The 24958-nt window shown below is 67.8% G+C and carries 30 protein-coding genes, 1 other RNA gene and 1 pseudogene; 16 read left to right on the forward strand and 16 right to left on the reverse strand.

What is annotated here, in order from left to right:
- Positions 1-124: 124 nt before the first annotated feature.
- Both EV216_RS09435 and EV216_RS09440 read left to right on the forward strand, forming a co-directional pair.
- Positions 125-466 (forward strand): hypothetical protein, encoded by a 342-nt coding sequence (locus EV216_RS09435; protein WP_132694913.1) that lies wholly within the window; start codon positions 125-127, stop codon positions 464-466.
- 322 nt (positions 467-788) lie between these two features.
- Positions 789-1601, forward strand: coding sequence for a TIGR00282 family metallophosphoesterase (locus EV216_RS09440; protein ID WP_132694915.1), 813 nt, complete (start codon positions 789-791; stop codon positions 1599-1601).
- A 4-nt stretch (positions 1602-1605) separates the two neighbouring features.
- On the opposite strand, the gene EV216_RS09445 is transcribed toward EV216_RS09440, so the two are convergent.
- A complete protein-coding gene (locus tag EV216_RS09445; RefSeq protein ID WP_132694916.1) occupies positions 1606-2460 on the reverse strand; it encodes a LysR family transcriptional regulator in 855 nt (284 codons plus the stop codon).
- 109 nt (positions 2461-2569) lie between these two features.
- Between EV216_RS09445 and EV216_RS09450 the strand changes: the two genes are divergently transcribed.
- Together EV216_RS09450 and EV216_RS09455 are read left to right on the forward strand one after the other, a co-directional pair.
- A complete protein-coding gene (locus EV216_RS09450) occupies positions 2570-2788 on the forward strand; it encodes a DUF1127 domain-containing protein (RefSeq protein ID WP_132694917.1) in 219 nt (72 codons plus the stop codon).
- Between the two features lie 151 nt (positions 2789-2939).
- Positions 2940-3725, forward strand: coding sequence for a Bax inhibitor-1/YccA family protein (locus tag EV216_RS09455; protein WP_132694919.1), 786 nt, complete (start codon positions 2940-2942; stop codon positions 3723-3725).
- Positions 3726-3798: 73 nt separating this feature from the next.
- Here EV216_RS09455 and EV216_RS09460 read toward each other — a convergent pair whose 3' ends face one another.
- The 9 genes from EV216_RS09460 to gatC all read right to left on the reverse strand — a co-directional run bounded on the left by EV216_RS09460 (position 3799) and on the right by gatC (position 10601).
- On the reverse strand, positions 3799-4920 hold the full coding sequence (locus tag EV216_RS09460) for a baeRF11 domain-containing protein (protein ID WP_132694921.1): 1122 nt from the start codon (positions 4918-4920) through the stop codon (positions 3799-3801).
- A 204-nt stretch (positions 4921-5124) separates the two neighbouring features.
- The gene (rpmG, locus tag EV216_RS09465; protein WP_132694922.1) at positions 5125-5292 is read right to left on the reverse strand and encodes a 50S ribosomal protein L33; all 168 of its coding nucleotides are present in this window, start codon (positions 5290-5292) and stop codon (positions 5125-5127) included.
- A gap of 103 nt (positions 5293-5395) precedes the next feature.
- The gene (locus EV216_RS09470; RefSeq protein ID WP_132694924.1) at positions 5396-6112 is read right to left on the reverse strand and encodes a DUF533 domain-containing protein; all 717 of its coding nucleotides are present in this window, start codon (positions 6110-6112) and stop codon (positions 5396-5398) included.
- A 117-nt stretch (positions 6113-6229) separates the two neighbouring features.
- The gene (locus tag EV216_RS09475) at positions 6230-6937 is read right to left on the reverse strand and encodes a DUF533 domain-containing protein (RefSeq protein ID WP_132694926.1); all 708 of its coding nucleotides are present in this window, start codon (positions 6935-6937) and stop codon (positions 6230-6232) included.
- A 94-nt stretch (positions 6938-7031) separates the two neighbouring features.
- An RNA gene (gene rnpB, locus EV216_RS09480) (RNase P RNA component class A) lies at positions 7032-7416 on the reverse strand.
- Positions 7417-7427: 11 nt separating this feature from the next.
- The gene (locus tag EV216_RS09485) at positions 7428-8111 is read right to left on the reverse strand and encodes an N-acetylmuramoyl-L-alanine amidase (protein ID WP_132694927.1); all 684 of its coding nucleotides are present in this window, start codon (positions 8109-8111) and stop codon (positions 7428-7430) included.
- Between the two features lie 4 nt (positions 8112-8115).
- Positions 8116-8784: a hypothetical protein gene (locus tag EV216_RS09490; RefSeq protein WP_132694929.1), complete on the reverse strand. Its 669-nt coding sequence runs from the start codon at positions 8782-8784 to the stop codon at positions 8116-8118.
- 41 nt (positions 8785-8825) lie between these two features.
- Positions 8826-10307, reverse strand: coding sequence for an Asp-tRNA(Asn)/Glu-tRNA(Gln) amidotransferase subunit GatA (gene gatA / locus EV216_RS09495; RefSeq protein WP_132694931.1), 1482 nt, complete (start codon positions 10305-10307; stop codon positions 8826-8828).
- Positions 10308-10313: 6 nt separating this feature from the next.
- A complete protein-coding gene (gatC, locus tag EV216_RS09500; protein WP_132694932.1) occupies positions 10314-10601 on the reverse strand; it encodes an Asp-tRNA(Asn)/Glu-tRNA(Gln) amidotransferase subunit GatC in 288 nt (95 codons plus the stop codon).
- A gap of 170 nt (positions 10602-10771) precedes the next feature.
- Here gatC and purU point away from each other — a divergent pair, with 170 nt between their 5' ends.
- Entirely contained in the window at positions 10772-11632 is an 861-nt protein-coding gene (gene purU, locus EV216_RS09505; protein ID WP_132694934.1) for a formyltetrahydrofolate deformylase, read from the forward strand.
- 136 nt (positions 11633-11768) lie between these two features.
- Here the strand turns inward: purU and EV216_RS09510 are convergent.
- Positions 11769-12625, reverse strand: a pseudogene (locus EV216_RS09510) (integrase core domain-containing protein).
- A gap of 49 nt (positions 12626-12674) precedes the next feature.
- The gene (locus EV216_RS09515) at positions 12675-13334 is read right to left on the reverse strand and encodes a hypothetical protein (RefSeq protein WP_132694935.1); all 660 of its coding nucleotides are present in this window, start codon (positions 13332-13334) and stop codon (positions 12675-12677) included.
- A gap of 74 nt (positions 13335-13408) precedes the next feature.
- On the opposite strand from EV216_RS09515, the gene EV216_RS09520 reads away from it, so the two are divergent.
- Positions 13409-14101 carry a metal-dependent hydrolase gene (locus EV216_RS09520; protein ID WP_132694936.1) on the forward strand — a complete coding sequence of 231 codons (693 nt, stop codon included), beginning with the start codon at positions 13409-13411 and terminating at the stop codon, positions 14099-14101.
- Between the two features lie 42 nt (positions 14102-14143).
- Here EV216_RS09520 and EV216_RS09525 read toward each other — a convergent pair whose 3' ends face one another.
- From EV216_RS09525 to EV216_RS09535, 3 genes are all read right to left on the reverse strand, one after another.
- Positions 14144-14644 (reverse strand): GNAT family N-acetyltransferase, encoded by a 501-nt coding sequence (locus EV216_RS09525; protein ID WP_132694938.1) that lies wholly within the window; start codon positions 14642-14644, stop codon positions 14144-14146.
- Position 14645: 1 nt separating this feature from the next.
- Entirely contained in the window at positions 14646-14909 is a 264-nt protein-coding gene (locus tag EV216_RS09530; protein WP_132694940.1) for a YjhX family toxin, read from the reverse strand.
- 306 nt (positions 14910-15215) lie between these two features.
- Positions 15216-15668 carry a nucleoside deaminase gene (locus EV216_RS09535; RefSeq protein WP_132694941.1) on the reverse strand — a complete coding sequence of 151 codons (453 nt, stop codon included), beginning with the start codon at positions 15666-15668 and terminating at the stop codon, positions 15216-15218.
- Between the two features lie 74 nt (positions 15669-15742).
- Between EV216_RS09535 and EV216_RS09540 the strand changes: the two genes are divergently transcribed.
- The 8 genes from EV216_RS09540 to EV216_RS09570 all read left to right on the forward strand — a co-directional run bounded on the left by EV216_RS09540 (position 15743) and on the right by EV216_RS09570 (position 22969).
- Entirely contained in the window at positions 15743-16546 is an 804-nt protein-coding gene (locus EV216_RS09540; protein ID WP_132694943.1) for a pseudouridine synthase, read from the forward strand.
- Positions 16547-16702: 156 nt separating this feature from the next.
- On the forward strand, positions 16703-17617 hold the full coding sequence (locus EV216_RS09545; protein ID WP_132694945.1) for a 5-bromo-4-chloroindolyl phosphate hydrolysis family protein: 915 nt from the start codon (positions 16703-16705) through the stop codon (positions 17615-17617).
- Positions 17618-17622: 5 nt separating this feature from the next.
- A complete protein-coding gene (locus EV216_RS09550; protein ID WP_132694946.1) occupies positions 17623-18801 on the forward strand; it encodes a toxic anion resistance protein in 1179 nt (392 codons plus the stop codon).
- Positions 18802-18808: 7 nt separating this feature from the next.
- Positions 18809-19747 carry a DUF2927 domain-containing protein gene (locus tag EV216_RS09555; RefSeq protein WP_132694948.1) on the forward strand — a complete coding sequence of 313 codons (939 nt, stop codon included), beginning with the start codon at positions 18809-18811 and terminating at the stop codon, positions 19745-19747.
- Positions 19748-19828: 81 nt separating this feature from the next.
- Positions 19829-20929: an SPFH domain-containing protein gene (locus tag EV216_RS09560; protein WP_132694950.1), complete on the forward strand. Its 1101-nt coding sequence runs from the start codon at positions 19829-19831 to the stop codon at positions 20927-20929.
- A gap of 18 nt (positions 20930-20947) precedes the next feature.
- Positions 20948-22084, forward strand: a complete 1137-nt coding sequence (locus EV216_RS09565) for a primosomal protein N' (replication factor Y) - superfamily II helicase (protein ID WP_132694951.1) — start codon at positions 20948-20950, stop codon at positions 22082-22084.
- 130 nt (positions 22085-22214) lie between these two features.
- Positions 22215-22358 carry a hypothetical protein gene (locus EV216_RS18260; protein WP_165899212.1) on the forward strand — a complete coding sequence of 48 codons (144 nt, stop codon included), beginning with the start codon at positions 22215-22217 and terminating at the stop codon, positions 22356-22358.
- Positions 22359-22387: 29 nt separating this feature from the next.
- Complete coding sequence (locus tag EV216_RS09570; RefSeq protein ID WP_243642034.1) at positions 22388-22969, forward strand: YrbL family protein; 582 nt, start codon at positions 22388-22390, stop codon at positions 22967-22969.
- Between the two features lie 22 nt (positions 22970-22991).
- Here the strand turns inward: EV216_RS09570 and EV216_RS09575 are convergent, their stop codons facing one another.
- Positions 22992-23411, reverse strand: a complete 420-nt coding sequence (locus EV216_RS09575) for an Hsp20/alpha crystallin family protein (RefSeq protein WP_132694954.1) — start codon at positions 23409-23411, stop codon at positions 22992-22994.
- Positions 23412-23565: 154 nt separating this feature from the next.
- On the opposite strand from EV216_RS09575, the gene EV216_RS09580 reads away from it, so the two are divergent.
- Positions 23566-24489 (forward strand): carbohydrate kinase family protein, encoded by a 924-nt coding sequence (locus tag EV216_RS09580; protein WP_132694956.1) that lies wholly within the window; start codon positions 23566-23568, stop codon positions 24487-24489.
- The gene (gene dtd / locus EV216_RS09585) at positions 24486-24923 is read left to right on the forward strand and encodes a D-aminoacyl-tRNA deacylase (protein ID WP_132694957.1); all 438 of its coding nucleotides are present in this window, start codon (positions 24486-24488) and stop codon (positions 24921-24923) included. The genes EV216_RS09580 and dtd overlap by 4 nt, the downstream gene beginning before the upstream one ends.
- The last annotated feature ends 35 nt before the right edge of the window (positions 24924-24958 follow it).

The following is a 24958-nucleotide window of genomic DNA, read 5'->3' on the forward strand; positions in this document are numbered from 1 at the left end:
GCGAGGTTCAACAGCCGGGCGATCCGCGCCGTGAAGTTCTGCCCGGCGGCCATCGGGTCCTCCATCGAAGCGGCCAGGGGGGTGAGACGCAGGGCGGGCGTGTGCACATGTCCCGGCGCGGGTCTTGGAGACGGCCGAGAGCAATATGGTTGCGGTGCTGACGCCTCCGGTCGATTGGGGTCCATTCCAGAATTGGGCGTTTGGGTTGGCACTCCTGCGATATACGAAAGTGATGGCACACGAAGTTGATGGACTTGATTTGCATCAAGCCCTCAGAGCAGCAGGAGCCACACGCGCGTTCTTTGCCATTCTGGGCCAAGCTGAGGGGGCGATCCTCAATCACCAACAGAGGGCCAATGTCAGCTTCGAGACTGCAACAGCGATGGCCCTTCACGACGACTTGCGGGACCCGGAAGCCGCCTTGCAGCGCGACCTTCGCATGCTGCAGGAATACGACGCCCTCTAGCGTGTGGGGTGTGGGCGTATTTGCCCACACGTTCTGAATCGGTCTATTGATTTCATTGGTTTTTTGCTACTGCAAGATTGAGTGTCTCGCCCCGTTCCCGGCGCCGATCCTGCCCAGCGGTATCAAACCTTGTGAACCAGCCCCATCGCAACCCACTGAAAAGGCGATATATTTTTTCGGCCCGGTATCAAACCAACTGAACCGCGTCACCCGTCCTTGCGGACTCCCCCCGGGGTATTTGCACCAAGAAGAAGGACAGGGGCGGGCGCAGCGGCCCGGAACGCCTTGCCCTCGGGCGCGCGCCGTCCTAGGGGTTCTCACCATGAAATTGCTGTTTCTCGGGGATGTCATGGGCCGGGCGGGGCGCGATGGGGTGATCGCGCGGCTGCCCGGCTTGCGCGCGGACTGGGCGCTGGATTTCGTCGTGGTCAATGGCGAGAACGCGACGTCGGGGGCGGGGCTCAGCCCGGCCCATGCGCGCGCGTTGCTCGACGCCGGGGCCGATTGTCTGACGCTGGGCGATCATGCCTTCGACCAGAAGGACATGATGGCTTTCGTCGAGCAGGAGCCGCGCATCCTGCGGCCGCTGAACTATGCCAAGGGGGCGCCCGGCAAGGGCGCGCGGCTGTTCGAGGCGCGCGGCGGGCGCAAGGTGCTGGTGGCGCAGGCGCTGGGCCAGATCTTCATGAAGCGGCCCTTCGACGATCCGTTCTCGGCCATCGAGCCGGTCCTGAAGGCGCATCCGCTGGGTGGGCTGGCGCAGGCGGTGCTGGTCGACATGCATTGCGAGGCGACCTCCGAGAAGATGGCGATGGGCCATTTCTGCGACGGCCGCGCCAGCCTTGTGGTCGGGACCCATACCCATGTGCCCACGGCGGACGCGCAGGTTCTGCCGCGCGGCACGGGCTATCTGTCCGATGCGGGCATGTGCGGCGATTATGATTCGGTGATCGGCATGGAAAAGGACGAGCCGATGCGCCGTTTCATCACCGGCATGGCCAAGGGCAGATTCACACCCGCCGCGGGCGAGGCCACGCTGTCCGGCGTCTACATCGAGACCGACGACCGCACCGGGCGCGCCACGCGCATTGCCATGGTGCGCCAGGGCGGGCGGCTGGCGCAGGCCGGTCCCTGAACCCTCAGCCCGTGCGATAGGCCTGCCGGATCAGACCGGCCAGCGCCTCCAGCGTCGGGCCCGGCGCGACATCCGAGACATAGAGGTCGATCAGGGTGCGCGGCAGGTCGGGCAGCGCGCCGCCATGGCTGATGCGTTCGACATAAGGCGGCATCGCGCCTTCGACGACGGTGTGCACGGCCAGATCGGCGCTGACGCTGGCCTCGACCGTGCGGATCGAGTCGCTTTCGACGGCCATCTGCCAGGGGATGCCGGCCCGGTCCAGCGCCTCCTCGACGTCCTGGCGGAAGATGCAGGCATGTTCATAGGCCAGCCGCAGCGGGCGCTGCTTCCAGGCATGACCGCCGATCGCGCCGACCCAGACCAGCGGCAGTTCGGCCAGCGTCTCGCCGCCCGGGCCGCAGCGATCCTCGGTGGTCAGGATCAGGTCCACCTCGCCGCGGCGGAACTGCTCGCGCAGCCGCGTGGTGTAGGACGAGATCAGTTGCACCCGGACGCGGGGAAAATCGGCGGCAAAGCGGTTCAGCACCTGCGGGATCGCCGGATAGACGATGTCATGCGGCACGCCCAGAACGATCTCGCCCTCGTAATCCTGCGCCGTCATGCGGGCATAGACCTCGTCGTTCAGCGCCAGCAGGCGGCGGGCATAGCCCAGCAGCTGTTCGCCCGCCGCGGTCAGCCGCACCCGGCGTTCCGAGCGGTCCAGCAGGTCGAGCCCCAGCGCCTGTTCCAGCCGCTTGAGCTGCATCGACACCGCCGATTGCGTCAGGTTGAGAAAGCCCGCGGCGCGGGTCACCCCGCCCGCTTCGGCCACGGCCACGAAGGAACGCAGGGCGGTCAGGTCCAGATGGCGCGGCATATCACGATCCCTGATTAAAAGCATAACAATCATTCGTTTGAAGAATGAAACACGATGCGCGATAAGCTGCAAGCAGAGAGAACGGTCAGCACCACAAGGAGGCACGGCCATGGCCCATATCGGCACCGACACCATCCGGGGCGTCCGTCTTCCCGCGCTGCGGGGTCTGCTGCGCCGTATCGGACTTGGCCTTTGCGCCGCTCGCCAGCGTCACCGCCTGGCCGAGCTGGACGACACGATGCTGCGCGACATCGGCCTGACCCGGGACGAGGCCCTGGCCGAGGCCCGCCGCCCGGTCTGGGACGTGCCGCAGACCTGGCTGCGCTGAACCGCGCGGCAGGCTGACGGAAACGTTAAGGAACCACGCCCTTTTCACACGGGCGCGGGTTGAAAAGGTTTCTCCCTTCGCCGATATTCCCCCGCAATGGCGGGGCCCGGATTATCCGGTCCGCCGGGTGTGAAAATCTGAGGAGGCAGCGATGGCTGACTACAACACGAACACGATCCGCGCGGGCCAGACGGCGGGCATCCGCTCTGCGGCGCAGATCGACGCGGGCCTTCGCGCCCACATGAACAAGGTCTACGGCACCATGTCGGTCGGCATGGTGATCACCGCGCTGGCCGCCTGGGCGATCTCGGGGCTTGCGGTCACCGACGTGCCCAATGCGGCACAGATCGGGACCGACAAGTACCTGACCGGGCTTGGCATGGCGATCTACGCATCGCCGCTGAAATGGCTGATCATGTTCGCGCCGCTGATCATGGTCTTCGGCTTCGGCATGGTCGCGAACCGGATGTCGGCGGCGGCCGCGCAGCTTTACTTCTACGGCTTCGCCACGCTGATGGGCCTGTCGATCAGCTCGATCTTCCTGGTCTTCACCGGGCTGTCGATCGTGCAGACCTTCCTGATCACGGCGATCGCCTTCGCTGGCCTGTCGCTCTGGGGCTACACCACCAAGAAGGACATCTCGGGCTGGGGCTCGTTCCTGATCATGGGCGTGATCGGCCTGATCGTCGCCTCGATCGTGAACATCTTCCTGGGCAGCCCCGCGATCATGTTCGCGGTGTCGATCATCGGCGTGTTGCTGTTCTCGGCGCTGACCGCCTATGACACCCAGCGGATCAAGACCGACTACATCCAGCACGCGCAGTCGATGGACAGCGAGTGGCTGGCCAAGTCGGCGATCATGGGCGCGCTGAACCTCTATCTCGACTTCATCAACCTGTTCATGTTCCTGCTGCAGTTCCTCGGCAACCGCGAGTGACCTGAACGGGCGGACAACGCGAAAGGGGCCGGTGGTGACACCGGCCCCTTTTTTTCGTGCCCGAAGACCCGGTTCAGATCGCGTAGCGCAGGATCGCGGCCAGGTCGCCACCCTCGGGAATGTCGCCGCGCCGAAGCCCCAGGACCCGACCGCCATTGGCCAGCACCCGGCCCGCGATCTCGTCGATCACGCCGTAATTGGTGGCATCCAGCGCGTCGTGAATCTGGATCGCGCCGGTTTCCTCGTCAACCAGCCCCGGCACCACCACGTCGATATCCACCATCAGCGTCTCGATGGCGCCGAAGGTCGCGGCACGGGCGGCGCGCGCCAGTTGCGTCGTCGCGCGGCCCTCGTTCTCGCGGCGCGCATAGAGATCCTTCAGCCGCGCCACCTCGTCGGCATGGCGCGCATCCATCACCGCACGCGCCGCCTGCCCCAGATCGGCCGCGACGACCCGCGCCGGGCTGCCCTCGATGATGCGCTCCGCAAGGTTCGGATAGGTGCAGACTGCGCGGAAGAGCGTCGCCAGCGGCTCGGCCGCGGCCAGGATCAGCGGTTCGCTGCGGCCCGCCAGCACCGGACGCAGCGCGGCATCGACCTTGCGGCAGAACTGCGTCAGCAGCACTTTCTGCCCCTCGCTGCCGCCGATCCGCCCCGAATAGCTGCGCGAATTGACCGAGGCCGTCCCGACCGCCGAGGCCGCATCCTTAGGCATCCCCGGCACGCGGATCTCCACCCCCGCCTCCCCCTCGGTCACCTCGACCAGCCGCACCTCACCCTCGGCCAGCGCCAGCACGAAGGCGTGCTGCGGCACCGTGGTCGCGCGCAGAAGCGGCTTGAGGAAGAACCGATCCGAGACCTCGACCATCTCGGTCAGGTGGTTGGGCAAACGATGCGTAACGATCCGCTCGGGCGTCACGAAGATCGCCAGCGCATTGGCCTGATGCGCCCAGAAATCGTTGTCATCCATCAGGTCGTGGACCTGTCCGGCAATCGGCCAGATCGTGCGCTTGGCGGCCCCCGCCTCCTCCAGCTTCGCCTCGGCCTGCTTCAGCAACTGGCCCAGCCGGGTGCGCGCAGCGTCGATATTCTGCGTCTCGGGCGTGGTCGGCAGATAGACCGTGACGAAGGCCTCGCCCCGTGCCGCGACCAGCGCGGCAAGTTCGGTCGGGGTGGGAATGTCGACGTAAAGCATGAAATCTTCCCTTGCTGTGGCAATGCCTTTTCGGATCGCGTGATCCAGACCGAGAGTGGGCACCCGGTACCGCGGCTTCAACCCGCCCGGTTCGCAACGCGGCGTCGGCGACGGCCTTGCGGGCCATCCTCTGCCCGCCCCGCCGCAACGCAAAAGGGCCGCGCCAATGGCGCGGCCCCGTACAGGACACCCGGAAAGCAGGCGTTACTTGATCTTGCCTTCCTTGTACTCGACGTGCTTGCGCACGACGGGGTCGTATTTCTTGATCACCATCTTCTCGGTCATCGTGCGGGCGTTCTTCTTGGTCACGTAGAAATGCCCGGTGTCCGCGGTCGAGTTCAGGCGGATCTTGATGGTCGTCGGCTTCGCCATGTCTCATCTCCGTCTCGCGGGGAGCATCGCCGCCGCCCCACCAAATTCCATGAAGTCCGCCTTTTAGCGATCCCCACCCGCGAGTCAAGCGGCTTCGGCAGGTTCAGCCCAGCACCTGCGGCAGCCGCATCGCCTGGTGGATCCGGGTGCGCGCGGCGATGCCCAGATGCAGCGCGGCGGCGAGCCGGTCGAGATAGGCGATCCCGGCGGGGTCGGTGATGTCGATCATCAGCACCGAGGCCGCATAGACCGCCGTGCGCTGGTAGCTGCCGGTCTCGGCGGCCAGCGCGTCGATATCGACGGGCCGGGCCAGCTCGGCCTCGACATAGGCGCGCTCCTCCTCGCTCTGGTCGCCCAGCAGGTCGAACAGGCGTGCCCGTTCGCCCGCGTCGATCTGGCCATCGGCTTTTGCCGCCTGCACCATCGCCCGGATCATCAGCCGGGCCTGGCGTTCCAGCGTGGCGCCGGGCGGCGTGCCGCTGCCCATCGCGGCGCCGAGGTCGCGCGCATCGCCCGAGCCCGCCCATGTGGCCGCCCAGAGCGCCGACATCAGCCCGGCCACGCCCAGCACCGCGCTGTCGCCGGCCCCCCGCGCCCGCGCGCCGATCCAGCCCAGGTTCCGCTCCAGCCCGGACGCGCCGCCCTGGACCTGCATACGCTCCAGCAGCGCACCGACCTGGCTGGCGATCGCTGCGCGCGAGGCGGTGGATTGCATCGTGCGCGCCAGCCCCGCGCCGCCGCCGGTCTTCTGGAACCTGTCCATGCCCCTGGCCGCGGCATAGCCGACGACAAGGGTCGCCATCGTCCTGACAAAACTCATGCTCTCTCCATCCCGCTGTCCGGTGCGCCGTCGGGGAAGCCCCCCGGGCGCCAGACTAGCGGCAGGACCGCCCTGCCCCAACGGCCCCGATGTCGCGCATCGGGGCCGCAGGTGGGATCAGGCCGACAGCCCCATCATCTTGCGGATCTGCGCCACCTTGGCGTCATCGAGCCCCAGCGCCGAGGCAAGCGAGGCCAGATAGGCCTCTTCGGCGGGGCTGTCGATGCGGCCCATGCTGGCGGCCGAGGCATAGACCTGCGCGCGCATCGCCTCGGACGTGTCATTGGCCAGCGCGACGGGATCGACCGGCGCGGCCATCTGGGCCTCGACAAAGGCGCGCTCCTCGTCGGTCGCGTCGCCCAGCGCCTCCATGATCTTCGCGTGTTCCGCGTCGTCGATCTGGCCATCGGCCTTGGCCGACTGGATCATCGCCCGGATCATCAGCTTGGCGTTTTCCTCCATCGACGAGGTCGCCACCGAACTGCCGGTCATCGCGTCGATCATCTGGCTGGCCTGCGCCGTGCCCGCCGCCGCGGCACTGCCCAGCGCCGCCATCAGCCCGGCAACGCCCGCCGTCGCGGCCTCGCCGGTGCGGTCCATGCCGCGCCCCATGCTGGCCATCATCTCCTGCAGCTTCGCCGTGCCGCCCGGCAGGCCCATCCTCTCCATCATCGAGTCGAGCTGGCCGGTCATCTGCGACAATTGCTCGTTCGACTTCATCTTGTCCTGCAGGCCGGCCATGCCGCCCATCTTCCTGTACTGCTCCACCCCCTTGGCAGCGGCAAAGCCCGCAGCCAGCGTGGCCATGGTCCTGACGAAACTCATTGGACAATCCTCCTCGGCGAAAACGGCGCGACTGCGCGCGCACCCAGCCTAGCGGCTTTCGCATGCGTTAACGACGATTCGGCGAAGATCGAGGATGCGCGGACGGCCTGTAAGCCGGATTCTGTCCCCCCCGGACCGGGGTCCGGGGCTGGATGACCATTCCTCTACGCGCCGCGTTACCGCGCCGCTTGAGCTGCCAACCCGGACCCCTGGGCCGAAGCCGCCCTGCCACAGATGCGGCGCGGGGTCCCTATTTGGCATTGCTCCCGGTGGGGCTTGCCGTGCCGGTCCTGTTGCCAGTCCCGCGGTGGGCTCTTACCCCACCGTTTCACCCTTGCCGCCGGGCAAGCCCGGAGGCGGTCTCGTTCTCTGTGGCGCTTTCCCTGGGGTTGCCCCCGCCGGGCGTTACCCGGCACCGTTGCTCCGTGGAGTCCGGACTTTCCTCGGACGTCGCCGCCCGCGGCCATCCAGCCATCCGCGCCCTGTGTAGTTAGAAAGCCGCGCCCCCCCGGTCAACGGGAAAGCGCCGCGCCAGGTCCAGCATCGCGCCCATGTCGCCCGCTGACAGCGGCCCCGTGGCCCAGGGCCGGAAGCGTTGGCGAAAGGCGTCCAGCACCGCGTCCATGGGCCAGTCCGCGCCATAGCCGAAGCGCAAGGCCGCCGCGCGGAACGCCGCCGGGTCCGGCGCGGCGCTGCCGGGACCGGGCCAGACCGACAGCCCCGACCGCGCCAGTCGCCGCCAGTCGAACCGCCGCCCCGGATCGCCCTTGCGGCCCGGCGCCATGTCGGAATGGCCGATCACCCGTTCGGGCGGCATGGCCCAGCGCGCCATCACCCCGCCAAGCAACGCCTCCAGCGCGGCCATCAGCGGCGCGGCAAAGGGCTCGTCGCCCCGGTTGTCCAGTTCGATCCCGATCGAGCGGGAATTGACATCCCCGACCGTCCCCCAACATCCCGCCCCGGCATGCCAGGCCCGCTCTGCCTCGTCCACCAGATGATAGACCCGCCCATCGCGCGCGATCAGGTAATGCGCCGAGACCTCGGCCGCGGGATCGCAGAGCCGGTCCAGCGCACCCGCCAGCGGCATCGCGGTATAATGCAGAACGATCAGATCGGGCCGGGCGCCGTTCCGCCGTGGCCCGAAATTCGGAGAAGGCCGCCAGAGCGGCGCCATCACCCTAGCGCCGCACGGCCGCCCGGAACGGTGCGGGATCCCAGAAACAGGCGAACCCGTCGCCATCGGGGTCCAGCCCCAGCCGGTCACGCTCGGGTCCGCCTGCGGCCAGGAACGCCTCCTGCGCCAGATCGGCCGAGCCATATCTTGCGCAATTGCTCAGATAGCGTTCATGGCTGACGCGGCCCAGACGGCGATGGACCGGCTGACCCACCCGGTTCGTGGTGCTCAACGCATATTGCGCGATATTCGGCCCCGCGCCGGTCGGCCGCTCCGGCACCGGCTCGGGCGCGACCACGGCATATTGCTGGCGCTGCCGCTCCAGCCGCTCGCGGTCGCTCTCGATCGACTCGCGGGCCGCGACGGCGTCGAAATTCTGCTCGTCGGACAGACCGGGATTGCTGGACCGCGGCGCAGGATCGCCGGGGGCGGGCGTGATGACCGGCGCGGGCCCGGCCTCGTCGGGGCGCAGGGTCGCCAGCGCCTGCGCGGCGATCGCGGCCCCCTCGGACGCGGGCGCGGCGGCCACGCCGTCCCCGCCACGCAGGGCGCGTTCACGATCGACGCTGTAGGCGGCATAGCTTTCAAAGCCCACCCCGGCCGCGGAATCCGGCACCTGCGGGGCGCAGGCGGCCAATGCCAGCACCGCCAGCCCCGAAAGACCAACACGCATCCCGTTCATCCTGCTCTCCCGATCCATGTAGGGACGCGCTCTTACCACCATTTCGCGGGCCGGGAAACAAAGCCCGCGGCATCCTCAAGCACTTGTGCGGTGTTCAACAGATCGCCCTCCTCCCAGGGCCGGCCGATCAGTTGCAGGCCAAGCGGCAGCCCCTGCGCGTCCAGCCCCGCGGGCACCGCGATGCCCGGCAGCCCGGCCAGGTTGACCGTCACCGTGAACACGTCGTTGAGATACATCTCGACCGGATCGGCATCCTGCATCTCGCCCAGCCCGAAGGCGGCGGAGGGCGTCGCGGGCGTCAGGATCGCATCGACCCCTTGCGCGAACACTTCGTCGAAATCGCGCTTGATGAGCGCCCGCACCTTGCGCGCGCGGTTGTAATAGGCGTCGTAGAAGCCCGCCGACAGGACATAGGTCCCGATCATCACCCGGCGCTGCACTTCCTTGCCGAACCCCTCGGCGCGGGTCTTTTCGTACATCTGCACGATGCCGTCGCCTTCGGCCAGTTTCGCGCGATGGCCATAGCGCACCCCGTCATAGCGCGCGAGGTTGCTGGACGCCTCGGCGGGTGCGATGACGTAATAGGCGGGCAGCGCGTATCTGGTGTGCGGCAGGCTGATATCGACGATCCTGGCGCCCGCATCCTTCAGCATCTCGGCGCCGCGGCTCCACAGCGCCTCGATCTCGGCGGGCATGCCTGCCATACGATATTCCGATGGAATTCCGATGGTTTTTCCACGGATGTCACCGGTCAGCGCGGCCTCGAAATCCGGCACGGGAATGTCGGCAGATGTCGAATCCTTCGGGTCATGCCCGGCCATCGCACCCAGCATGATCGCCGCATCGCGCACGGTGCGGGTCATCGGCCCGGCCTGGTCCAGCGAGGACGCAAAGGCCACGATTCCCCAACGGGATACGCGCCCATAGGTCGGCTTGATCCCGACGATGCCGGTAAAGGCCGCGGGCTGGCGGATCGAGCCGCCGGTATCGGTGCCCGTCGCCGCCAGACACAGATCGGCCGCAACGGCAGCGGCCGAGCCCCCCGACGAGCCCCCCGGCGTCAGGTCGCGATCATCGACCTTCCACGGATTGACCGCATTGCCATAGGTGCTGGTCTCGTTCGAACTGCCCATGGCGAACTCGTCCATGTTCAGCTTGCCCAGCATCACCGCGCCGGCATCCCACAGCTTCTGCGTGACGGTCGATTCATATTCGGGCCGGAACCCGTTCAGGATATGTGACGCAGCCTGCGAGGGCACGCCCCTGGTGCAGAAAAGATCCTTGATCCCCAGAGGCATGCCGCACATCGCGGGCGCTTCGCCTGCCGCGATCCGGGCATCCGCCGCGCGCGCCTGATCCAGCGCGATCTCGGGCGTCACACGGACAAAGGCGTTCAGCCGCGCGGCGCCCTCGATCTCGGACAGGCAGGCCTCGGTCAGCGCCAGCGATGTCGTCTCGCCCTTCCTGAGCGCGTCGCGCGCCGCGGCCAGGGTCAGCTTGCTCAGCTCGCTCATCGGCCGTTACTCCACCACCTTGGGAACCGCAAAGAACCCCTCGCGCGCATCGGGGGCGTTCGACAGGATCTGTGCCGCATAGCCCCCGTCCGTCACCACATCCGCCCGCCGCTTCAGCCGCATCGGCGTGACGCTGGTCATCGGCTCTACGCCCGAAACATCGACCTCGTTCAACTGTTCCATGAAGGTCAGGATGCCCGACAATTGCTGCGCAAGCGCGGGCAGGTCCTCCTCGGCCACGGCGATCCGGGCCAGATGCGCCACGCGCCGCGCGGTGTCGATGTCGATGGACATGGGGCCGCCTTTCGTTCCGGGGAAAATCCGCCCCCGCGTTTAGCCCTGTGTCGCGCCCGCCGCAAGGGCGGCGCGACGGCAAGGCGCTTGCACTCGCCCGCCGTCTGGCCCAGACCGGCCGCGCCCGGTCCCGGGCGCCTGCCCTCCCGCATGAAACGAAAAGGCCCGCGATGCCCTCTACCCGGTTTATCCTGACGCTCACCTGCGACGACCAGCGCGGCATCGTCGCCGCCGTTGCCAACGCGCTGACCGCGCTCGGCGGCAACATCCAGGACAGCGACCAGTTCCGCGACCCCGAAAGCAACCGCTTCTTCATGCGCATCGCCTTCGAGACCGAAACCCCGGCCGAGCCAGACGCGATCCGCACCCGGCTGGCCCCGGTCCTTGCGGGCTACGGGATGCAGGCCGATCTGGTCGATGCCGACCGGCGGCCGAAGATCGTGCTGATGGTGTCGAAATTCGACCATGCGCTGCTGCACCTTCTGTACCAGATTCGGGTCGGCTGGATGGAGGCCGAGGTGGCGGCCATCGTCTCGAACCACGAGGACAGCCGCCCCACCGCCGAGGCGCATGGCATCCCCTATCATTGCTGGCCGGTGAGCAAGGCCAACAAGGCCGAACAGGAGGCCCGCCTGTTGGCGCTGGTCGCGGAAACCGGCGCCGAACTGGTGGTGCTGGCGCGCTACATGCAGGTTCTGTCCGACGATCTGTCCCGTGCGCTGGCGGGGCGGGTCATCAACATCCACCATTCCTTCCTGCCCTCGTTCAAGGGCGCGAAACCCTATCACCAGGCGCATGAGCGCGGCGTCAAGCTGATCGGCGCGACGGCGCATTACGTCACCGCCGATCTGGACGAAGGTCCGATCATCGAGCAGGAGACCGAGCGGGTGAACCACGCGCTGTCCGCCGAGGATTACGTCGCCGTGGGCCGCGACATCGAAAGCCGGGTACTGGCGCGCGCGGTGCGGCTCCATCTGCAACGGCGCGTGCTGGCGAACGGGCACAAGACGGTGGTGTTCATGCCGGGCTGACGGGGGCTGGGGCTGGGGGGCGCTCCCGCCACCGGCCTGCACGGGGCTTGCGCCCTGTGCAGGCCGGTGTTGGGCGTGGCGCGGCCTGACGGCCGCGCGGGGGTATTTGGACCAAGAAGAAGCAGAGGGCGGACACCTAGCTGTTCAGTCCCGGCATCTGGTGGATCGGGCCTAGGATGAATCGATCCGGCTCTGATGTCCAGATTTTGCAGATGTATTCGTAGGGCGTGAGGCCACCGAGCGTCTTGAGCCGGCGGGCGAAGTTGTAGGCTGCCATGAAGTCGGCGAGGTGGATGCGCAGCTGATCGTGGCTGTCGTAGTGGAAGCGTTTGACCGTAGCGTCCTTGATCGTCCGGTTCATCCGCTCGACCTGACCGTTGGTCCATGGATGGTTCGGTTTGGTCAGCCGGTGCTCGATCCCGTTCGCCTCGCAGATCATGTCGAAGCGCATCGGCCGGGAGTAGATGGTGTTCCGGTTCCGGGGTTGCTCGGCGTACCGGATGCCATTGTCAGTGAGGACCGTGTGGACCTGGTAGGGCACGGGCTGCAGGAACTCCCAGGCCGTCTTTCCGTCAGCCGTTGCAACGCGTTGAGCGACGGCGAACCTGGCCGTCCGGTCGATTCCGACGAACAGGTAGAGCTTGCCCTCGGCAGTCTGCACCTCGGCAATATCGATGTGAAAGAAGCCGATGGAGTAGCGCTTGAACTTCTGGCGCTTGGGCTTGTCGCCTTCGACATCCGGCAGGCGCGAGATGCATTCGCCATGGTGCTCGAACCAGTGGCGCACCATGGCTCAGCGATGCAGCGCCGACCGTGTCAGGTGCAGGATTGGCCGACTGCCGGTTTCGTGGACACGAAGATAAGATCGTGACCACGGAAACGGAGATCGGACATGGTAAGACGCAAGTTCACGAAGGAGTTCAAGTTTGAGGCTGTGAAGCTGGTGACAGAGCGGGGCGTTGCGGTGGCGCTGCCATGACGAACCTGTCCCATAGTGCCTCCTTCCATCCCTGCGAAAGGATCAAACCATGGGGTCAAACACCTAGGCTGGGCGCAGCCGGGTTTCGTCAGTGACATGTCGGCGATGGACCTCGATCATCCAGCCCAGCATCGCGGCGTTCAGGATGTGCCACAGGAAATGCGTCCCCAGGGGAAGCAATGCACAAAGCGGTTCGTCCAACGTGCGGAAGGTCAGCGACAGCACCAGAAGCCCGCCGCCCAGCGCCAGCCCCCGCGCCGTCGCGGGCGCCCGCCGTGCCAGCAGCCCCGCATGGATCAGGATCAGCAGCGCCACCGGCGCATAGCCCGCCGACGAGCCCAGAAAGCCAAGCTGTCCGAACAGCCAGCCCGCCCCCGCCGCATAGGGCAGGAACAGCGCCGTCAGCCCAAGCGCGGGCCAGAGCCCAAGCCCCCAGAAATCCCGATGCGCGGCAAACAGGTAAAGCAGGATGAAGCCAAGGATCGGCAGAACATCCGCCATCGCTGCCCAGACCGTCGCATGGGTGTGGAACAGGAAGCTTCCCACCCCGATCACCGCCAGCACCACGCAGAGCGCCCGGCCCAGCACCAGCCCGCCGGTCCGGCGCCACATCACCGCCGCCGCGACCAGGAAGGCCGCATTCGTCACCGCGTTCACCGGCTCGGACCAGTAGCCCGCATCGATGCGCTCGCAATAGGCGTTCACCTGGGCCATCCAGTCCATGGAAATCGCCTCCCGCTCTGCTAGTCTTGCCCCAGACCTAGGCCGCAGGGCCGCCAGATCACAGGGAGGCAGACATGAAAATCACCTGGCTCGGCCATTCCGGCTTCCGCATCGAGATCGCAGACCAGGTCCTGCTGGTCGATCCTTGGCTGGTCGGCAACCCCATGTTCCCCGAGGACCGCCGCGCCGAGGCCATCGCGGGCGCCACCCATATCCTTGTCACCCATGGTCATTTCGACCACATCGCCGATGCCGTCGCCATCGCGCGCGAGCTGTCGATCCCCTGCGTCGGCATCTACGACCTGATGAGCTGGTGGGAGGAAAAAGAGGGCATCGCCACCATCGGCTTCAACAAGGGCGGCACCGTGGCGCTGGGCGAGGTCCGCGTGACCATGGTCAACGCCACCCATTCCTCGTCGGTCTCGGGGCCGCAGGGGCCGGTCTATACCGGCACCGAGTCGGGCTTCATGATCGCGGGCGAGGGGCACATGATCTATGTCTCGGGCGATACCGATGTCATGGCCGACATGGAGCTGTTCAATGACCTGCACGCCCCAGATATCGGCATTCTCTGCGCGGGCGGGCATTTCACCATGGACATGAAACGCGCCGCCTATGCCGCCCGCACCTTCTTCGACTTCCGCATGGTGATACCCTGCCATTACCGCACCTTCCCGCTGCTGGAACAGAACGCCGACGCGCTGCGGCAGGGCCTGCCCGACGTCAGGGTGGTGGAACCCGAGGTGCTGGTGCCGATCGAAATCTGAGCGGTCGGACTGCACCGCCTGGGGATGCAGCCCGACCTTCTGTCACGCCTTCTGGCCCAGGCCGAATGCCGGGTGATGGATCAGCTCTCCGCGGGGCGCGATGCCGTCGAAGGGCAGGGCCTGAACCACCTCGGGCGGACATCCGGCGACGCCGAGGCCGGGAAAGGCCCGAAAGCCGAAGCGGCCATAATAGGCGGGGTCGCCCACCAGCGCCGCGCCCCGGCTTGTCGCCCGCAGCCTGCAAAGGGCGTCTTCCATCAGGGCCGTGCCGATACCCTGGCGATGCCGCGCCGGCAGGACGGCAAGCGGGCCGATCAGGCTCCACCCGTCCCGGATCCCGATCCGTGCGGGCGAGGCGGCCAGATACCCGACCACCTCGCCCTCCTCCTCGGCCACGAGCGAGAGGGTCAGCCCGCCCGCCGCGCGCAGCGCCTCGACGATGCCTGCCTCGGTTCCCGTGGATTGCGCGAGCATCGACAGGGCCCGGGTGACGACCCGGCCGATCGCCGCGACGTCGTCGGCTGTTTCATTGCGGATCAGCATGTCATGCCCCCTGATTGTCGAGTTGCGCGCGGACCGACATCCGGCCGCGTTTCGAGATGCGATAAGGGCCGCCTGACCGGGATTCGATCAGCCGCTTGCGCCGCAATCGTCCGAAGGTGGCCAGGTCGAAATCGGCAAGGATCATCCCCTCGCGCGTTATGCAGGCGACTGCGGTGACCTTGGGGCCGTCGTCCCGCTGGTGCCGGATGCAGCCGCCAAGGGCCAGAACGTGCAATGCACGCTGTTCGTGTCGTGAGATATTCATGGAGGTCTCGTGTGATGGACGTGACAAAAGCCCGGGCGCACATGCGCTCGGCGGTCCTGACTTCACGCGGCTCTCTGAAACTCAGAGAGCCCTGTCACACAAGCTCTGACATCCAGTCCCCATTGACCGAACGGCGCAGGCTGGGGCCGCTCGTGCTGGTGACCTAGCAACCGCGCAGCCCTGAAACAATTCCGAAAAATGACGCACCATGGCGCATGAGCGGCCGGTCCGGGGACTGGCCGCTCCACCCCGCGTCCCGAGCGTCGCCGCCCCCATCACCACCCGGCCAGCCCCGCAAGGGCTGGATCAACGGCGGGTAGCGAAGAAGGTCTTCAACAGGCGCTCGGCTTCGGCGGCATTGATTCCGTCATAGATTTCAGGGACATGGTGGCATTGCGGATGCTCGAACACGCGCGGGCCCTGCGCCACGCCGCCCGATTTCGGATCCGCCGCCCCGTAATACAGCCGCCCGATCCGCGCCTGGCTGATCGCCGAGGCACACATCGGGCAAGGCTCCAGAGTGACATAAAGATCACACCCCCCCAACCGCTCGGATCCCAGCACCCGACAGGCCGCCCGGATCGCCAGGATCTCGGCATGCGCCGTGGGGTCGCGCAACTCGATCGTGCGGTTGCCCGCGGCGGCGACCACATCGCCCCGGGGCGAGACGACCACCGCGCCCACCGGCACCTCGCCCCGTTCGGCGGCGGCGCGGGCTTCGGCAAGGGCGGTTTCCATATGGCTGCGAAACGGGCTCATGCGCCTTCATCGCCCCTGCCCTGCCCCCGCGCAAGCCGCTTTCCCACGCCCCGAAACCCGCGTAAACGGGGCGCATGGAACAGGATAACCCCCAGGGCGATCGCATCGCCAAGGTGCTGGCGCGGGTCGGCATCGCCTCGCGCCGCGAGGCCGAGCGCATGATCGAGGCCGGCCGCGTCGCGGTCAACGGCAAGCGGATCGACAGCCCCGCGCTGAACGTGACCGCCAGCGACCGGATCGAGGTCGACGGCCAGCCCATCGCCGAGGCCGAGCCCCCGCGGCTGTGGCTTTATCACAAGCCCAGCGGGCTGGTGACCACCGAGAAGGACGAAAAGGGCCGCCCCACCGTGTTCGACGCCCTGCCCGAGGACATGCCGCGGGTGATGTCGGTGGGTCGGCTCGACCTCAATTCCGAGGGGCTCTTGCTGCTGACCAATGACGGCGCGATCAAGCGACGGCTGGAACTGCCCTCGACCGGCTGGCTGCGCAAGTACCGCGTGCGGATCAAGGGCACGCCCTCGGACGAGACGCTGGCCCCCCTGCGCGCGGGCATCACCGTCGATGGCGAGCGGTTCCAGCCGATGGAGGTGAGCCTTGACCGCCAGCAGGGCGCGAATGCCTGGCTCACCGTGGGTATCCGCGAAGGCAGGAACCGCGAGATCCGCCGCGCGATGGAGGCGGTGGGGCTGGTCGTGAACCGGTTGATCCGCGTGGGCTATGGCCCGTTCCGGCTGGGCGATCTGAAACCCGGCGAGGTCGAGGAGGTCCGCTCGCGCGTGCTGCGCGACCAGTTGGGCCTTGACCGCGATTTCCAGCCGGCGACACCCCCGCGACCGAAGCGCACGGCGCGCAAGTCCGGGCCGCCGAAGCGGCGCTGAGGCTCGCGTCGGGCTTGCTTTTCGCAGCGCGCTCGCATCCCATATGATGGGGAGAGCGAAACGGGATGGGTCGATGTCCGAATCCGGGCTTCAGAAACTGGCGTTCTTCCTGCTGGTCGCGCTGGTCCTCTATGTCGCGATCGTGGGGGGCGGCTGATGGCACAGCGCTATGGCGGGAAATACAGCCCCGATCCGCGGCCCGGCGACGGGAGCGCGCCGCCGCCGCGTCACCCGTTCCAGGGCCAGCGCGCCGCCCGGTCCCGCGGCCGGGCCAACCTGATGTTCGTGGTGCCGCTGGCCCTTGTGCCGCGCGCCTTCCTGTCCGATCCGACCGGGATGGCGCTTACGCTGATGGCGCTGGGCGTGCTGCTGCTGGCGGCCTGGCTGACGCGCGAGGGGCTGAAGGCCGAGGATGTCTGGGCCGTGCGCAAGGTCGCCCGCCGCCCGGCGATCCCGCGCAAGATGTTCGGCTCGGCGCTGACCGGGGCGGGACTGTTCCTGGCGGGCATGACGCCCGGCGCCGGGTTCCTGGCGCCAGCGATCTTTGCCGTCCTGGGCGTCGTGCTGCACAGCGCCGCCTTCGGGGTCGATCCGATGCGCGACAAGGGGATCGAGGGCGCCGACAGCCTGCAACGCGAGCGCGTCGCGCGGGTGATCGACGAGGCCGAAAAGCACCTGCGCACGATGACCGATGCCATCGCGCGCGCAGGCGACCGGCGGCTTGAGGCGCGGGTCGAGCGGTTTCAGGGCACCGTGCGCGAGATGTTCCGCACCGTCGAGAACGACCCCCGCGACCTGACCGCCGCGCGGCGCTACCTGGTGGTCTACCTGCTGGGCGCGCGCGATGCGACGGTCAAGTTCGCCGAGCTTTATGCCCGGACCCGCGACGCGGGCGCGCGGGCGGATTACGAGGCGCTTCTGACCGATCTGGAGGAGAATTTCACCGCGCGCACGCGGACGCTCCTGCTGGATGACCGCGCCGATCTGGATATCGAGATTGAAGTGCTGCGCGACAGGTTGCAGCGTGAAGGCGTGCGCACCGCGTCCGCCATTCCAAATTCTGGAGAGTGAGAATCATGTCCGAGACCGTGAGACAGAAGGCCCAGGCCGCCCTTTCCGAGGTCGAGCAACTCAGCGCCGTGATCCTGCCCGCGCCTGCCGCCGAAGTGGTGCCGCTGGGGGCCGCCGACGACAAGCAGGCGCTGGGCATCCGCACCCGCATGGCCGAGATCGACATGGCCGACAGCGGCTCGATCATCGCCTTCGGCGCCTCGGCCCAGGCCGAATTGCAGCAGATCAGCCAGGCGATGCTGGCCGATGTGCGCAACAAGGATGCAGGGCCCGCGGGCGACAGCCTGCGCGAGATCGTGACCACGATCCGCGGCTTTTCGGTCACCGAACTGGATGCCGGGCGCAAGCGCAGCTGGTGGGAGAAGCTGACCCGCCGCGCCCGGCCCATCGCGAATTTCATGGCGCAGTTCGAGACCGTGCAGGGCCAGATCGACAAGATCACCGACGATCTGCTGACCCACGAACACCGGCTGCTCAAGGACATCAAGTCGCTGGACAAGCTTTATGAAAAGACGCTGGGCTTCTATGACGAGCTGGCGCTCTACATCGCGGCCGGGGAGGCCAAGCTGGCCGATCTGGACAGCCGCGACATCCCCGCGCGCGAGGCCGCGGTCAGCGCCGCGCCCGAGAACGACCAGGTGATCCGCGCGCAGGAATTGCGCGACCTGCGCGCCGCGCGCGACGACCTGGAACGGCGCGTGCATGACCTCAAGCTGACCCGCCAGGTCACGATGCAGTCGCTGCCCTCGATCCGGCTGGTGCAGGAGAACGACAAGTCGCTGGTCACCAAGATCAACTCGACGCTGGTCAATACCGTGCCGCTTTGGGAAACCCAGCTTGCCCAGGCGGTGACGATCCAGCGCTCGCGCGAGGCGGCCGAGGCGGTGCGCGCGGCCTCCGACCTGACCAATGACCTGCTGACGGCCAATGCCGAGAACCTGCGCGAGGCCAACAAGATCGTGCGCGAGGAGATGGAGCGCGGCGTGTTCGACATCGAGGCGGTCAAGAAGGCCAATGCCACGCTGGTCGCCACCATCGAGGAAAGCCTTCAGATCGCCGACGAGGGCAAGACCCGCCGCGCGAAGGCCGAGGAAGACCTCAAGAAGATGGAGGCCGAACTGCGCGACACGCTGGCGGCCGCGAAATCCCGGGCTCAGGCCGCGGGCGCCGTTCCGGGGGTCTGAAACCTCGGTGAAGCTGCGCCTCCGCCCCCTTCTGGTCCATGCTGTCGTCCTGGGGGCGCTGGCCGGCTGTCAGGTCGTGCCCCCGGCAACCAGCCCCCGCCCCGTGCCGCGGCCCGATCTGGTGCGCCCCGCGCCCTCGCCCGAAAGCGAGGCGATCGCCCAGCATTTCGCCCGGGTCGAGGCCGACCTTCTGTCACGCGGGCTGCTGCGCACCGACGCGACAGCCCCCGACGCGCCCTTCTCGCGCCGGGCGGTGGTCGAGAATTTCGTGCGCATCGCGCTTTACGACGAATATGTCGCGCGCGCGGGCGCGCTCGTGCCACGCGAAACCCCCAGCCGCCTGCGCCGCTGGGAACAGCCGATCGGGCTGGGTCTGGTCTTCGGCGAAACGGTGCCCGAGGCGCAGCGCACAAAGGACCGCGCCGAGATCGACGCCTATGCCCGGCGGCTGTCCGCGCTGACCGGGCTGGCGATACGGCGGGTCGAACCGGAGCAGGCGAATTTCCACGTCCTGATCCTGAACGAGGACGAACGCCGCGCCATCGGACCCCGCCTGCGCGCGATGGTGCCCGGCATCGACGCCACCGCCATCCGCACGATCGAGGGCATGCCGCGCTCGACCTTCTGCCTGGTGCTGGCGTTCTCGCGCGGCGAGTCGAGCGTCTATTCCCGCGCCGTCGCGGTGATCCGGGGCGAACATCCCGACCGCCTGCGCCGGTCCTGCATCCACGAGGAACTGGCCCAGGGGCTGGGGCTGGCCAATGACAGCCCCGCCGCACGGCCCTCGATCTTCAACGACGACGAGGAATTCGCGCTGCTCACACCGCATGACGAGCTGCTGCTGCGCATCCTCTACGACCGCCGCCTGCGCCCCGGCATGCGCGAAGCCGAGGCCCGCCCCATCGTCGAGACCATCGCAACGGACCTGATGGGCGGCGAAAGCTGAACGGCGGGATCGCGCTTGTGCGTGACCTGAGCGGGGCGTCGCGCGTATACTCGGGGCAACCCGACCCGAAGGACCAGACCCATGCGCATCTTCGACTTCCTGTCCGGCGAGTTCATCGACGTCATCCACTGGGTGGACGATACCCGCGATACCATGGTCTGGCGGTTCGAGCGGCAGGGCCATGCGATAAAGTATGGCGCCAAGCTGACCGTGCGCGAGGGGCAGGCCGCCGTCTTCGTCCATGAGGGGCAGTTGGCCGATGTGTTCACGCCCGGGCTCTACATGCTGGAAACCAACAACATGCCGGTGCTGACCACGCTTCAGCACTGGGATCACGGCTTCCGCTCGCCCTTCAAGTCCGAGATCTATTTCGTCGCCACCACCCGCTTTCCCGGCCTGAAATGGGGCACCAAGAACCCGGTGATCCTGCGCGATCCGGAATTCGGGCCGCTCAGGCTGCGCGCCTTCGGGACCTGCGCGATCCGGGTCAGCGACCCCGCCCGCTTCATGGTCGAGATCGTGGGCACCGATGGCGAGTTCACCCGAGACGAGATCGCCTTCCAGATCCGCAACATCATCGTGCAGGAATTTTCCCGGGTGATCGCGCGGTCCGGCATCCCGGTGCTGGACATGGCGGCGAATACCGACGATCTGGGCCGACTGATCGCGACCGAAGTCTCGAAGACGCTGGAGGCTTACGGGCTGAGCATGCCCGAATTCTACATCGAGAATATCAGCCTGCCGCCCGAGGTGGAAAAGGCGCTGGACAAGCGGACCTCTATGGGGATCGCGGGCGATCTGGGCCGGTTCACCCAGTATTCGGCGGCCGAGGCGATGACATCGGCGCAAGGCCAGGCGGGCGGCGGCATGGCGGCGGGGCTCGGCGCCGGGATGGGCATGGCGATGGGCGCACAGATAGCGCAGCAGGGGCCATGGGGGCCGATGCCCGGCACCGCCCCGCCGCCCCCCCCGGTCGAACATGTCTGGCACATCGCCGAGAAGGGCGCGACGACGGGGCCATTCTCCAAGGCCGATCTGGGACGGATGGCGATGGCCGGAACGCTCCGGCGCGAGAGTTTCGTCTGGACCCCGGGCCAGGACGGCTGGAAACTCGCCGAGGAGGTGACGGAGCTTGCCCAGCTTTTCACCGTCGCGCCTCCTCCGCCCCCGCCTGACGCCTGATCGCGCCGCCTGCGCCCGATGCCCGACACCGCGCCCCCGCCCGCGCCGCATGACCACCGCTTCCCCTGCGACCAATGCGGCGCGAACCTGCGCTACGATCCGGGCGCGCGGCAATTGGTGTGCGCCCATTGCGGCCATGCCGAACCGATCGCCGGGGCGGGACCGGACGCGCGGCACCTGCACGAGCTGGACTATCGCGCCGCGCTGGCCGCCGCCCTGCCCCCCGCCGAGATGGAAGAGGTGCGGCGGCTGAAATGCCCCAATTGCGGCGCCGAGGTCGAACTGGACGACCAGACCCATGCCGCTTCCTGTCCGTTCTGCGCGACCCCCGTCGTCACCGATACAGGCCGTCAGCGCCGGATCAAGCCGCAGGCCGTGCTGCCCTTCGCACTCAGCGAACGCGAGGCGCACAAGGCGATGACCGACTGGCTGGGGCGGCTGTGGTTCGCACCCTCGGGACTGACCGAATTCGCCCGCCGGGGCCGGCCGATGCAGGGCATCTATGTCCCCTTCTGGACCTATGACGCCCGGACGAGGTCACGCTATTCCGGCGTGCGCGGCACGATCCATTACGAGACGCGGATGGTCACACGCAACGGCCAGCGCCAGGCCGAGCGGGTGCAGACGATCCGCTGGAGCCCGGTTTCGGGCCGGTTGGCGCGGGATTTCGACGATGTGCTGGTGCTGGGCTCGACCAGCCTGCCGCGGCGGCATACCGACGGGCTGCAACCCTGGGACCTTGCGCAACTGGAACCCTACCGGCCCGACTATCTCGCGGGGTTCGGCGCCGAGGGCTATACCGTCGGTCTGGACCAGGGCTTTGCCACGGCGCGCGCGATCATGGACGGCCAGATCCGGCGCGACGTGATGCGCGACATCGGCGGCGACCAGCAACGCATCGACCGGCTGGAGACCGAGGTTTCGGACGTCACCTTCAAGCATATCCTGCTGCCGGTCTGGCTGGCGGCCTATCGCTATCGCGGCAAGAGCTATCGCTTTGTCGTCAACGGGCGCACGGGGCGGGTGCAGGGTGAACGGCCCTGGTCGGTCTGGAAGATCGCCCTTGCCGTCCTGCTGGGGCTGATCCTTGCGGGGGCGGTGGGCTATCTGGTGGCGCTCGATCAGGGGGCCGTGGGCATGGTCGACTGGCACTAGGGCAGGCAGCACCGCTTGCCGGTGGACAAGCCCCGCAGGCCGTGCAACATTTTCGTGACGTTTTACGCACGGAATTGTGACAGATGGCCCAACCAGAACAGACAGCCAGAGCGGGCCGGGGGGCCTGGCGATGAACCTCGTCCGGCTGCCGCAGACGGCTGAGCGGGCTGCCGACACCCCGTCCGACATGATCCGGCTCGACCCATCCAAGGCCATCGCCGAGGGTGGCGAACGCTGGGTGTTCCAGCACCCCCGGACCATCCCTTTCGGCTGATCAAGGTGATCAAGCCGCGCGGGACGGAGATGTTCGACCGCTGGAATTTCGGACATCTGTCGCAACGGCTGTTTCCGGCTGCACGCTACCGTTCGACCGCGAAACAATACGACGAATACCGCCGCCTGATCATGGAACGGCTTTTCGACACCGGTTTCGACCTGCCGATCTCGCATCTTTACGGGTTCGTGAAGACCAATCTGGGCTTTGGCTGCGTGACCGAGCGGATCACCGATGCCCAGGGCAACACCGCGCAGAACCTGCGCGAACGCGTGCTCGCCCGCAGCTTCACCGCAGATGATCTGGAGGGGCTGAACCGCTTCATCGCCCGCCTCTACGAGGTCAGCATCTGTGCCGCCGACATGGGACCGGCCAATTTCGTCCATGGCCACCGCCATATCGGCCCCGAAAACGCGCGCACCGCGCCGGGCTGGGTGCTGGTCGACGGGTTCGGCGACCGGTTCGCGATCACCATCCGCTCGGTCTCACGGCCGGCGCGGACGCGCGGGATGGACCGGCGTTTCATCCGAGGCAAGAAGGTCAAGGGCCTCGTCTGGCAACCCGACCAGCGCCGCTTTGCCTTTGCCGAGGATTACACGCCGATCCGCTGACCGCCCACCATTTTCGGACGCGTCAGCCCCGACCGATCGGGATCTCGGTGCCCGCGGGCGCGGCGCTTGCCGCTTTCCTGCCGACAACGACCGTCAGCACGCCATCCTTCAGGTCGGCCTTGACCGCGCCTGCATCGGCATCGGGCGGCAGCCGGAAGCTGCGCGAGAATGACCCATATTCGCGTTCGCTGAAATACCAGGTCTCGCCCTTTTCCTCGCGGCTCGACTGCTTTTCGCCGCGCACGGTGACGACGCCATCGGCCAGCGATACCTTGACGTCCTTTTCCTCGACCCCCGGCAGTTCCATCCGGATGCTGTAGCCGTCCTCGCCGACCGATGCCTCGGATGCGGGCGCGAACCAGTCGGCCATCCGCGCGCCAAGCCCGCGGAAGGGTTCGTAAAGCGAGGGCCAGAAGCCCGCGCTGTGCGATTTCTCGACCATCTCGACCTCCTGCCTTGTGGAATGCTGCAATGGCCGCAGGATTCCCCGCCCCCGCCCGCCTGTCGTTGACGGCCGTCAAGGCGCGACGCCGCGCGGCGGGTTTGCGCCGGGCCAAGGGGCCGGGTATGGCTGAGGCAGGGGAAGGAGATGCGCCATGATCCTTTGTGCGGGCGAGGCCCTGATCGACATGCTGCCCGGCCGGACCGGGGCGGGCGAACCGGCCTTCGTGCCGCATCCGGGCGGGTCGGTCTTCAACACCGCGATCGCGCTGGGCCGGCTGGGCGCACCGACCGGGTTCTTCTCGGGGCTGTCGGGGGATCTGTTCGGCCGGATGCTGGACCGGGCGCTGATCGCATCGGGTGTCGATGCGGGCTTCGCGATCCGCTCGGCCCGGCCGACGACGCTGGCCTTCGTGGCGCTGGACGACGGGCAGGCCAGCTATGCCTTCTACGACGAGAACAGCGCCGGGCGGATGCTGACCACTGCCGATCTGCCCACCCTGCCCGACCGGATCGAGGCGCTGTTCTTCGGCGGCATCTCGCTGGCGGTCGAGCCGTGCGGCGCGGCCTATCAGGCGCTGATGCTGCGCGAGGCGGGGGCGCGGGTGACGATGCTCGACCCCAATATCCGCCCCGGTTTCGCCGCCGACGAAGCCGCCCTGCGCGCCCGTCTTGCGGCGATGATCGCGGCGGCCGATATCGTCAAGCTGTCGCTTGACGATCTGGTTTGGCTTCTCGGGCCGGGCGATGCGGCGGAACTGGCCCGCGGTCTTCTGGAACGCGGCCCGAAATTGGTGGTCCTGACGCTGGGAGCCGATGGCGCCCGCGCCTTTGCCCGCACGGCCGAGGCCGAAATTCCCGCCCGCCCGGTCGAGCCGGTTGATACCGTCGGCGCGGGCGACACGTTCAACGCGGGGCTTCTGGCAGCACTCAGGGCCGGGGGGCATCTGTCGAAACCGGGGCTTGGCTGCCTGTCGCATGCCGCCCTTGTCGGCGCGCTGGATCTGGCCAGCCGGGCCGCGGCGGTCACGGTCAGCCGCGCGGGCGCGAACCCGCCCTGGCGCGAGGAACTGGCATGAGGGCGCTTGTCCAGCGGGTCAGCGAAGCGGCGGTGCGCGTCGAAGGCGAGGTGCTGGGCCAGATCGGCCCGGGGCTGATGATCCTGGTCTGCGCCATGGCCGCCGATACCGAGGCCGAGGCCGACCGTCTGGCCGCACGGATCGCCCGCATGCGTATCTTCCGCGACGCGGACGGCAAGATGAACCTGTCGGTTCTGGACACCGGCGGCGCGGCGCTGGTCATCAGCCAGTTCACGCTGGCCGCCGACACCTCGCGCGGGAACCGCCCCGGCTTTTCCGCCGCCGCCCCGCCCGAGCAGGGCGAAGGGCTTTACGAGCATTTCGCCCGCGCGCTGGCCGCGCAGGGCGTGCCGGTGGCCAAGGGGCGGTTCGGGGCGGACATGAAGGTGGCGCTGGTCAATGACGGGCCGGTGACGATCTGGATCGAGACCTAGACATCGCGAATGCGGCATGAAATCGGCCCCGCCTT

The organism is Rhodovulum steppense (genome assembly GCF_004339675.1).
In the GTDB taxonomy this organism is placed as follows: Bacteria; Pseudomonadota; Alphaproteobacteria; order Rhodobacterales; family Rhodobacteraceae; genus Rhodovulum; species Rhodovulum steppense.

What these genes read in the sequence shown, in the direction of transcription:
- EV216_RS09440 (WP_132694915.1), top strand. Translation starts at nt 789, where the DNA reads ATGAAATTGCTGTTTCTCGGGGATGTCATGGGCCGGGCGGGGCGCGAT.
- EV216_RS09445 (WP_132694916.1), bottom strand. Translation starts at nt 2,460, where the DNA reads ATGCCGCGCCATCTGGACCTGACCGCCCTGCGTTCCTTCGTGGCCGTG.
- EV216_RS09450 (WP_132694917.1), top strand. Translation starts at nt 2,570, where the DNA reads ATGGCCCATATCGGCACCGACACCATCCGGGGCGTCCGTCTTCCCGCG.
- EV216_RS09455 (WP_132694919.1), top strand. Translation starts at nt 2,940, where the DNA reads ATGGCTGACTACAACACGAACACGATCCGCGCGGGCCAGACGGCGGGC.
- EV216_RS09460 (WP_132694921.1), bottom strand. Translation starts at nt 4,920, where the DNA reads ATGCTTTACGTCGACATTCCCACCCCGACCGAACTTGCCGCGCTGGTC.
- rpmG (WP_132694922.1), bottom strand. Translation starts at nt 5,292, where the DNA reads ATGGCGAAGCCGACGACCATCAAGATCCGCCTGAACTCGACCGCGGAC.
- EV216_RS09470 (WP_132694924.1), bottom strand. Translation starts at nt 6,112, where the DNA reads ATGAGTTTTGTCAGGACGATGGCGACCCTTGTCGTCGGCTATGCCGCG.
- EV216_RS09475 (WP_132694926.1), bottom strand. Translation starts at nt 6,937, where the DNA reads ATGAGTTTCGTCAGGACCATGGCCACGCTGGCTGCGGGCTTTGCCGCT.
- EV216_RS09485 (WP_132694927.1), bottom strand. Translation starts at nt 8,111, where the DNA reads ATGGCGCCGCTCTGGCGGCCTTCTCCGAATTTCGGGCCACGGCGGAAC.
- EV216_RS09490 (WP_132694929.1), bottom strand. Translation starts at nt 8,784, where the DNA reads ATGCGTGTTGGTCTTTCGGGGCTGGCGGTGCTGGCATTGGCCGCCTGC.
- gatA (WP_132694931.1), bottom strand. Translation starts at nt 10,307, where the DNA reads ATGAGCGAGCTGAGCAAGCTGACCCTGGCCGCGGCGCGCGACGCGCTC.
- gatC (WP_132694932.1), bottom strand. Translation starts at nt 10,601, where the DNA reads ATGTCCATCGACATCGACACCGCGCGGCGCGTGGCGCATCTGGCCCGG.
- purU (WP_132694934.1), top strand. Translation starts at nt 10,772, where the DNA reads ATGCCCTCTACCCGGTTTATCCTGACGCTCACCTGCGACGACCAGCGC.
- EV216_RS09515 (WP_132694935.1), bottom strand. Translation starts at nt 13,334, where the DNA reads ATGGACTGGATGGCCCAGGTGAACGCCTATTGCGAGCGCATCGATGCG.
- EV216_RS09520 (WP_132694936.1), top strand. Translation starts at nt 13,409, where the DNA reads ATGAAAATCACCTGGCTCGGCCATTCCGGCTTCCGCATCGAGATCGCA.
- EV216_RS09525 (WP_132694938.1), bottom strand. Translation starts at nt 14,644, where the DNA reads ATGCTGATCCGCAATGAAACAGCCGACGACGTCGCGGCGATCGGCCGG.
- EV216_RS09530 (WP_132694940.1), bottom strand. Translation starts at nt 14,909, where the DNA reads ATGAATATCTCACGACACGAACAGCGTGCATTGCACGTTCTGGCCCTT.
- EV216_RS09535 (WP_132694941.1), bottom strand. Translation starts at nt 15,668, where the DNA reads ATGAGCCCGTTTCGCAGCCATATGGAAACCGCCCTTGCCGAAGCCCGC.
- EV216_RS09540 (WP_132694943.1), top strand. Translation starts at nt 15,743, where the DNA reads ATGGAACAGGATAACCCCCAGGGCGATCGCATCGCCAAGGTGCTGGCG.
- EV216_RS09545 (WP_132694945.1), top strand. Translation starts at nt 16,703, where the DNA reads ATGGCACAGCGCTATGGCGGGAAATACAGCCCCGATCCGCGGCCCGGC.
- EV216_RS09550 (WP_132694946.1), top strand. Translation starts at nt 17,623, where the DNA reads ATGTCCGAGACCGTGAGACAGAAGGCCCAGGCCGCCCTTTCCGAGGTC.
- EV216_RS09560 (WP_132694950.1), top strand. Translation starts at nt 19,829, where the DNA reads ATGCGCATCTTCGACTTCCTGTCCGGCGAGTTCATCGACGTCATCCAC.
- EV216_RS09565 (WP_132694951.1), top strand. Translation starts at nt 20,948, where the DNA reads ATGCCCGACACCGCGCCCCCGCCCGCGCCGCATGACCACCGCTTCCCC.
- EV216_RS18260 (WP_165899212.1), top strand. Translation starts at nt 22,215, where the DNA reads ATGAACCTCGTCCGGCTGCCGCAGACGGCTGAGCGGGCTGCCGACACC.
- EV216_RS09570 (WP_243642034.1), top strand. Translation starts at nt 22,388, where the DNA reads ATGTTCGACCGCTGGAATTTCGGACATCTGTCGCAACGGCTGTTTCCG.
- EV216_RS09575 (WP_132694954.1), bottom strand. Translation starts at nt 23,411, where the DNA reads ATGGTCGAGAAATCGCACAGCGCGGGCTTCTGGCCCTCGCTTTACGAA.
- EV216_RS09580 (WP_132694956.1), top strand. Translation starts at nt 23,566, where the DNA reads ATGATCCTTTGTGCGGGCGAGGCCCTGATCGACATGCTGCCCGGCCGG.
- dtd (WP_132694957.1), top strand. Translation starts at nt 24,486, where the DNA reads ATGAGGGCGCTTGTCCAGCGGGTCAGCGAAGCGGCGGTGCGCGTCGAA.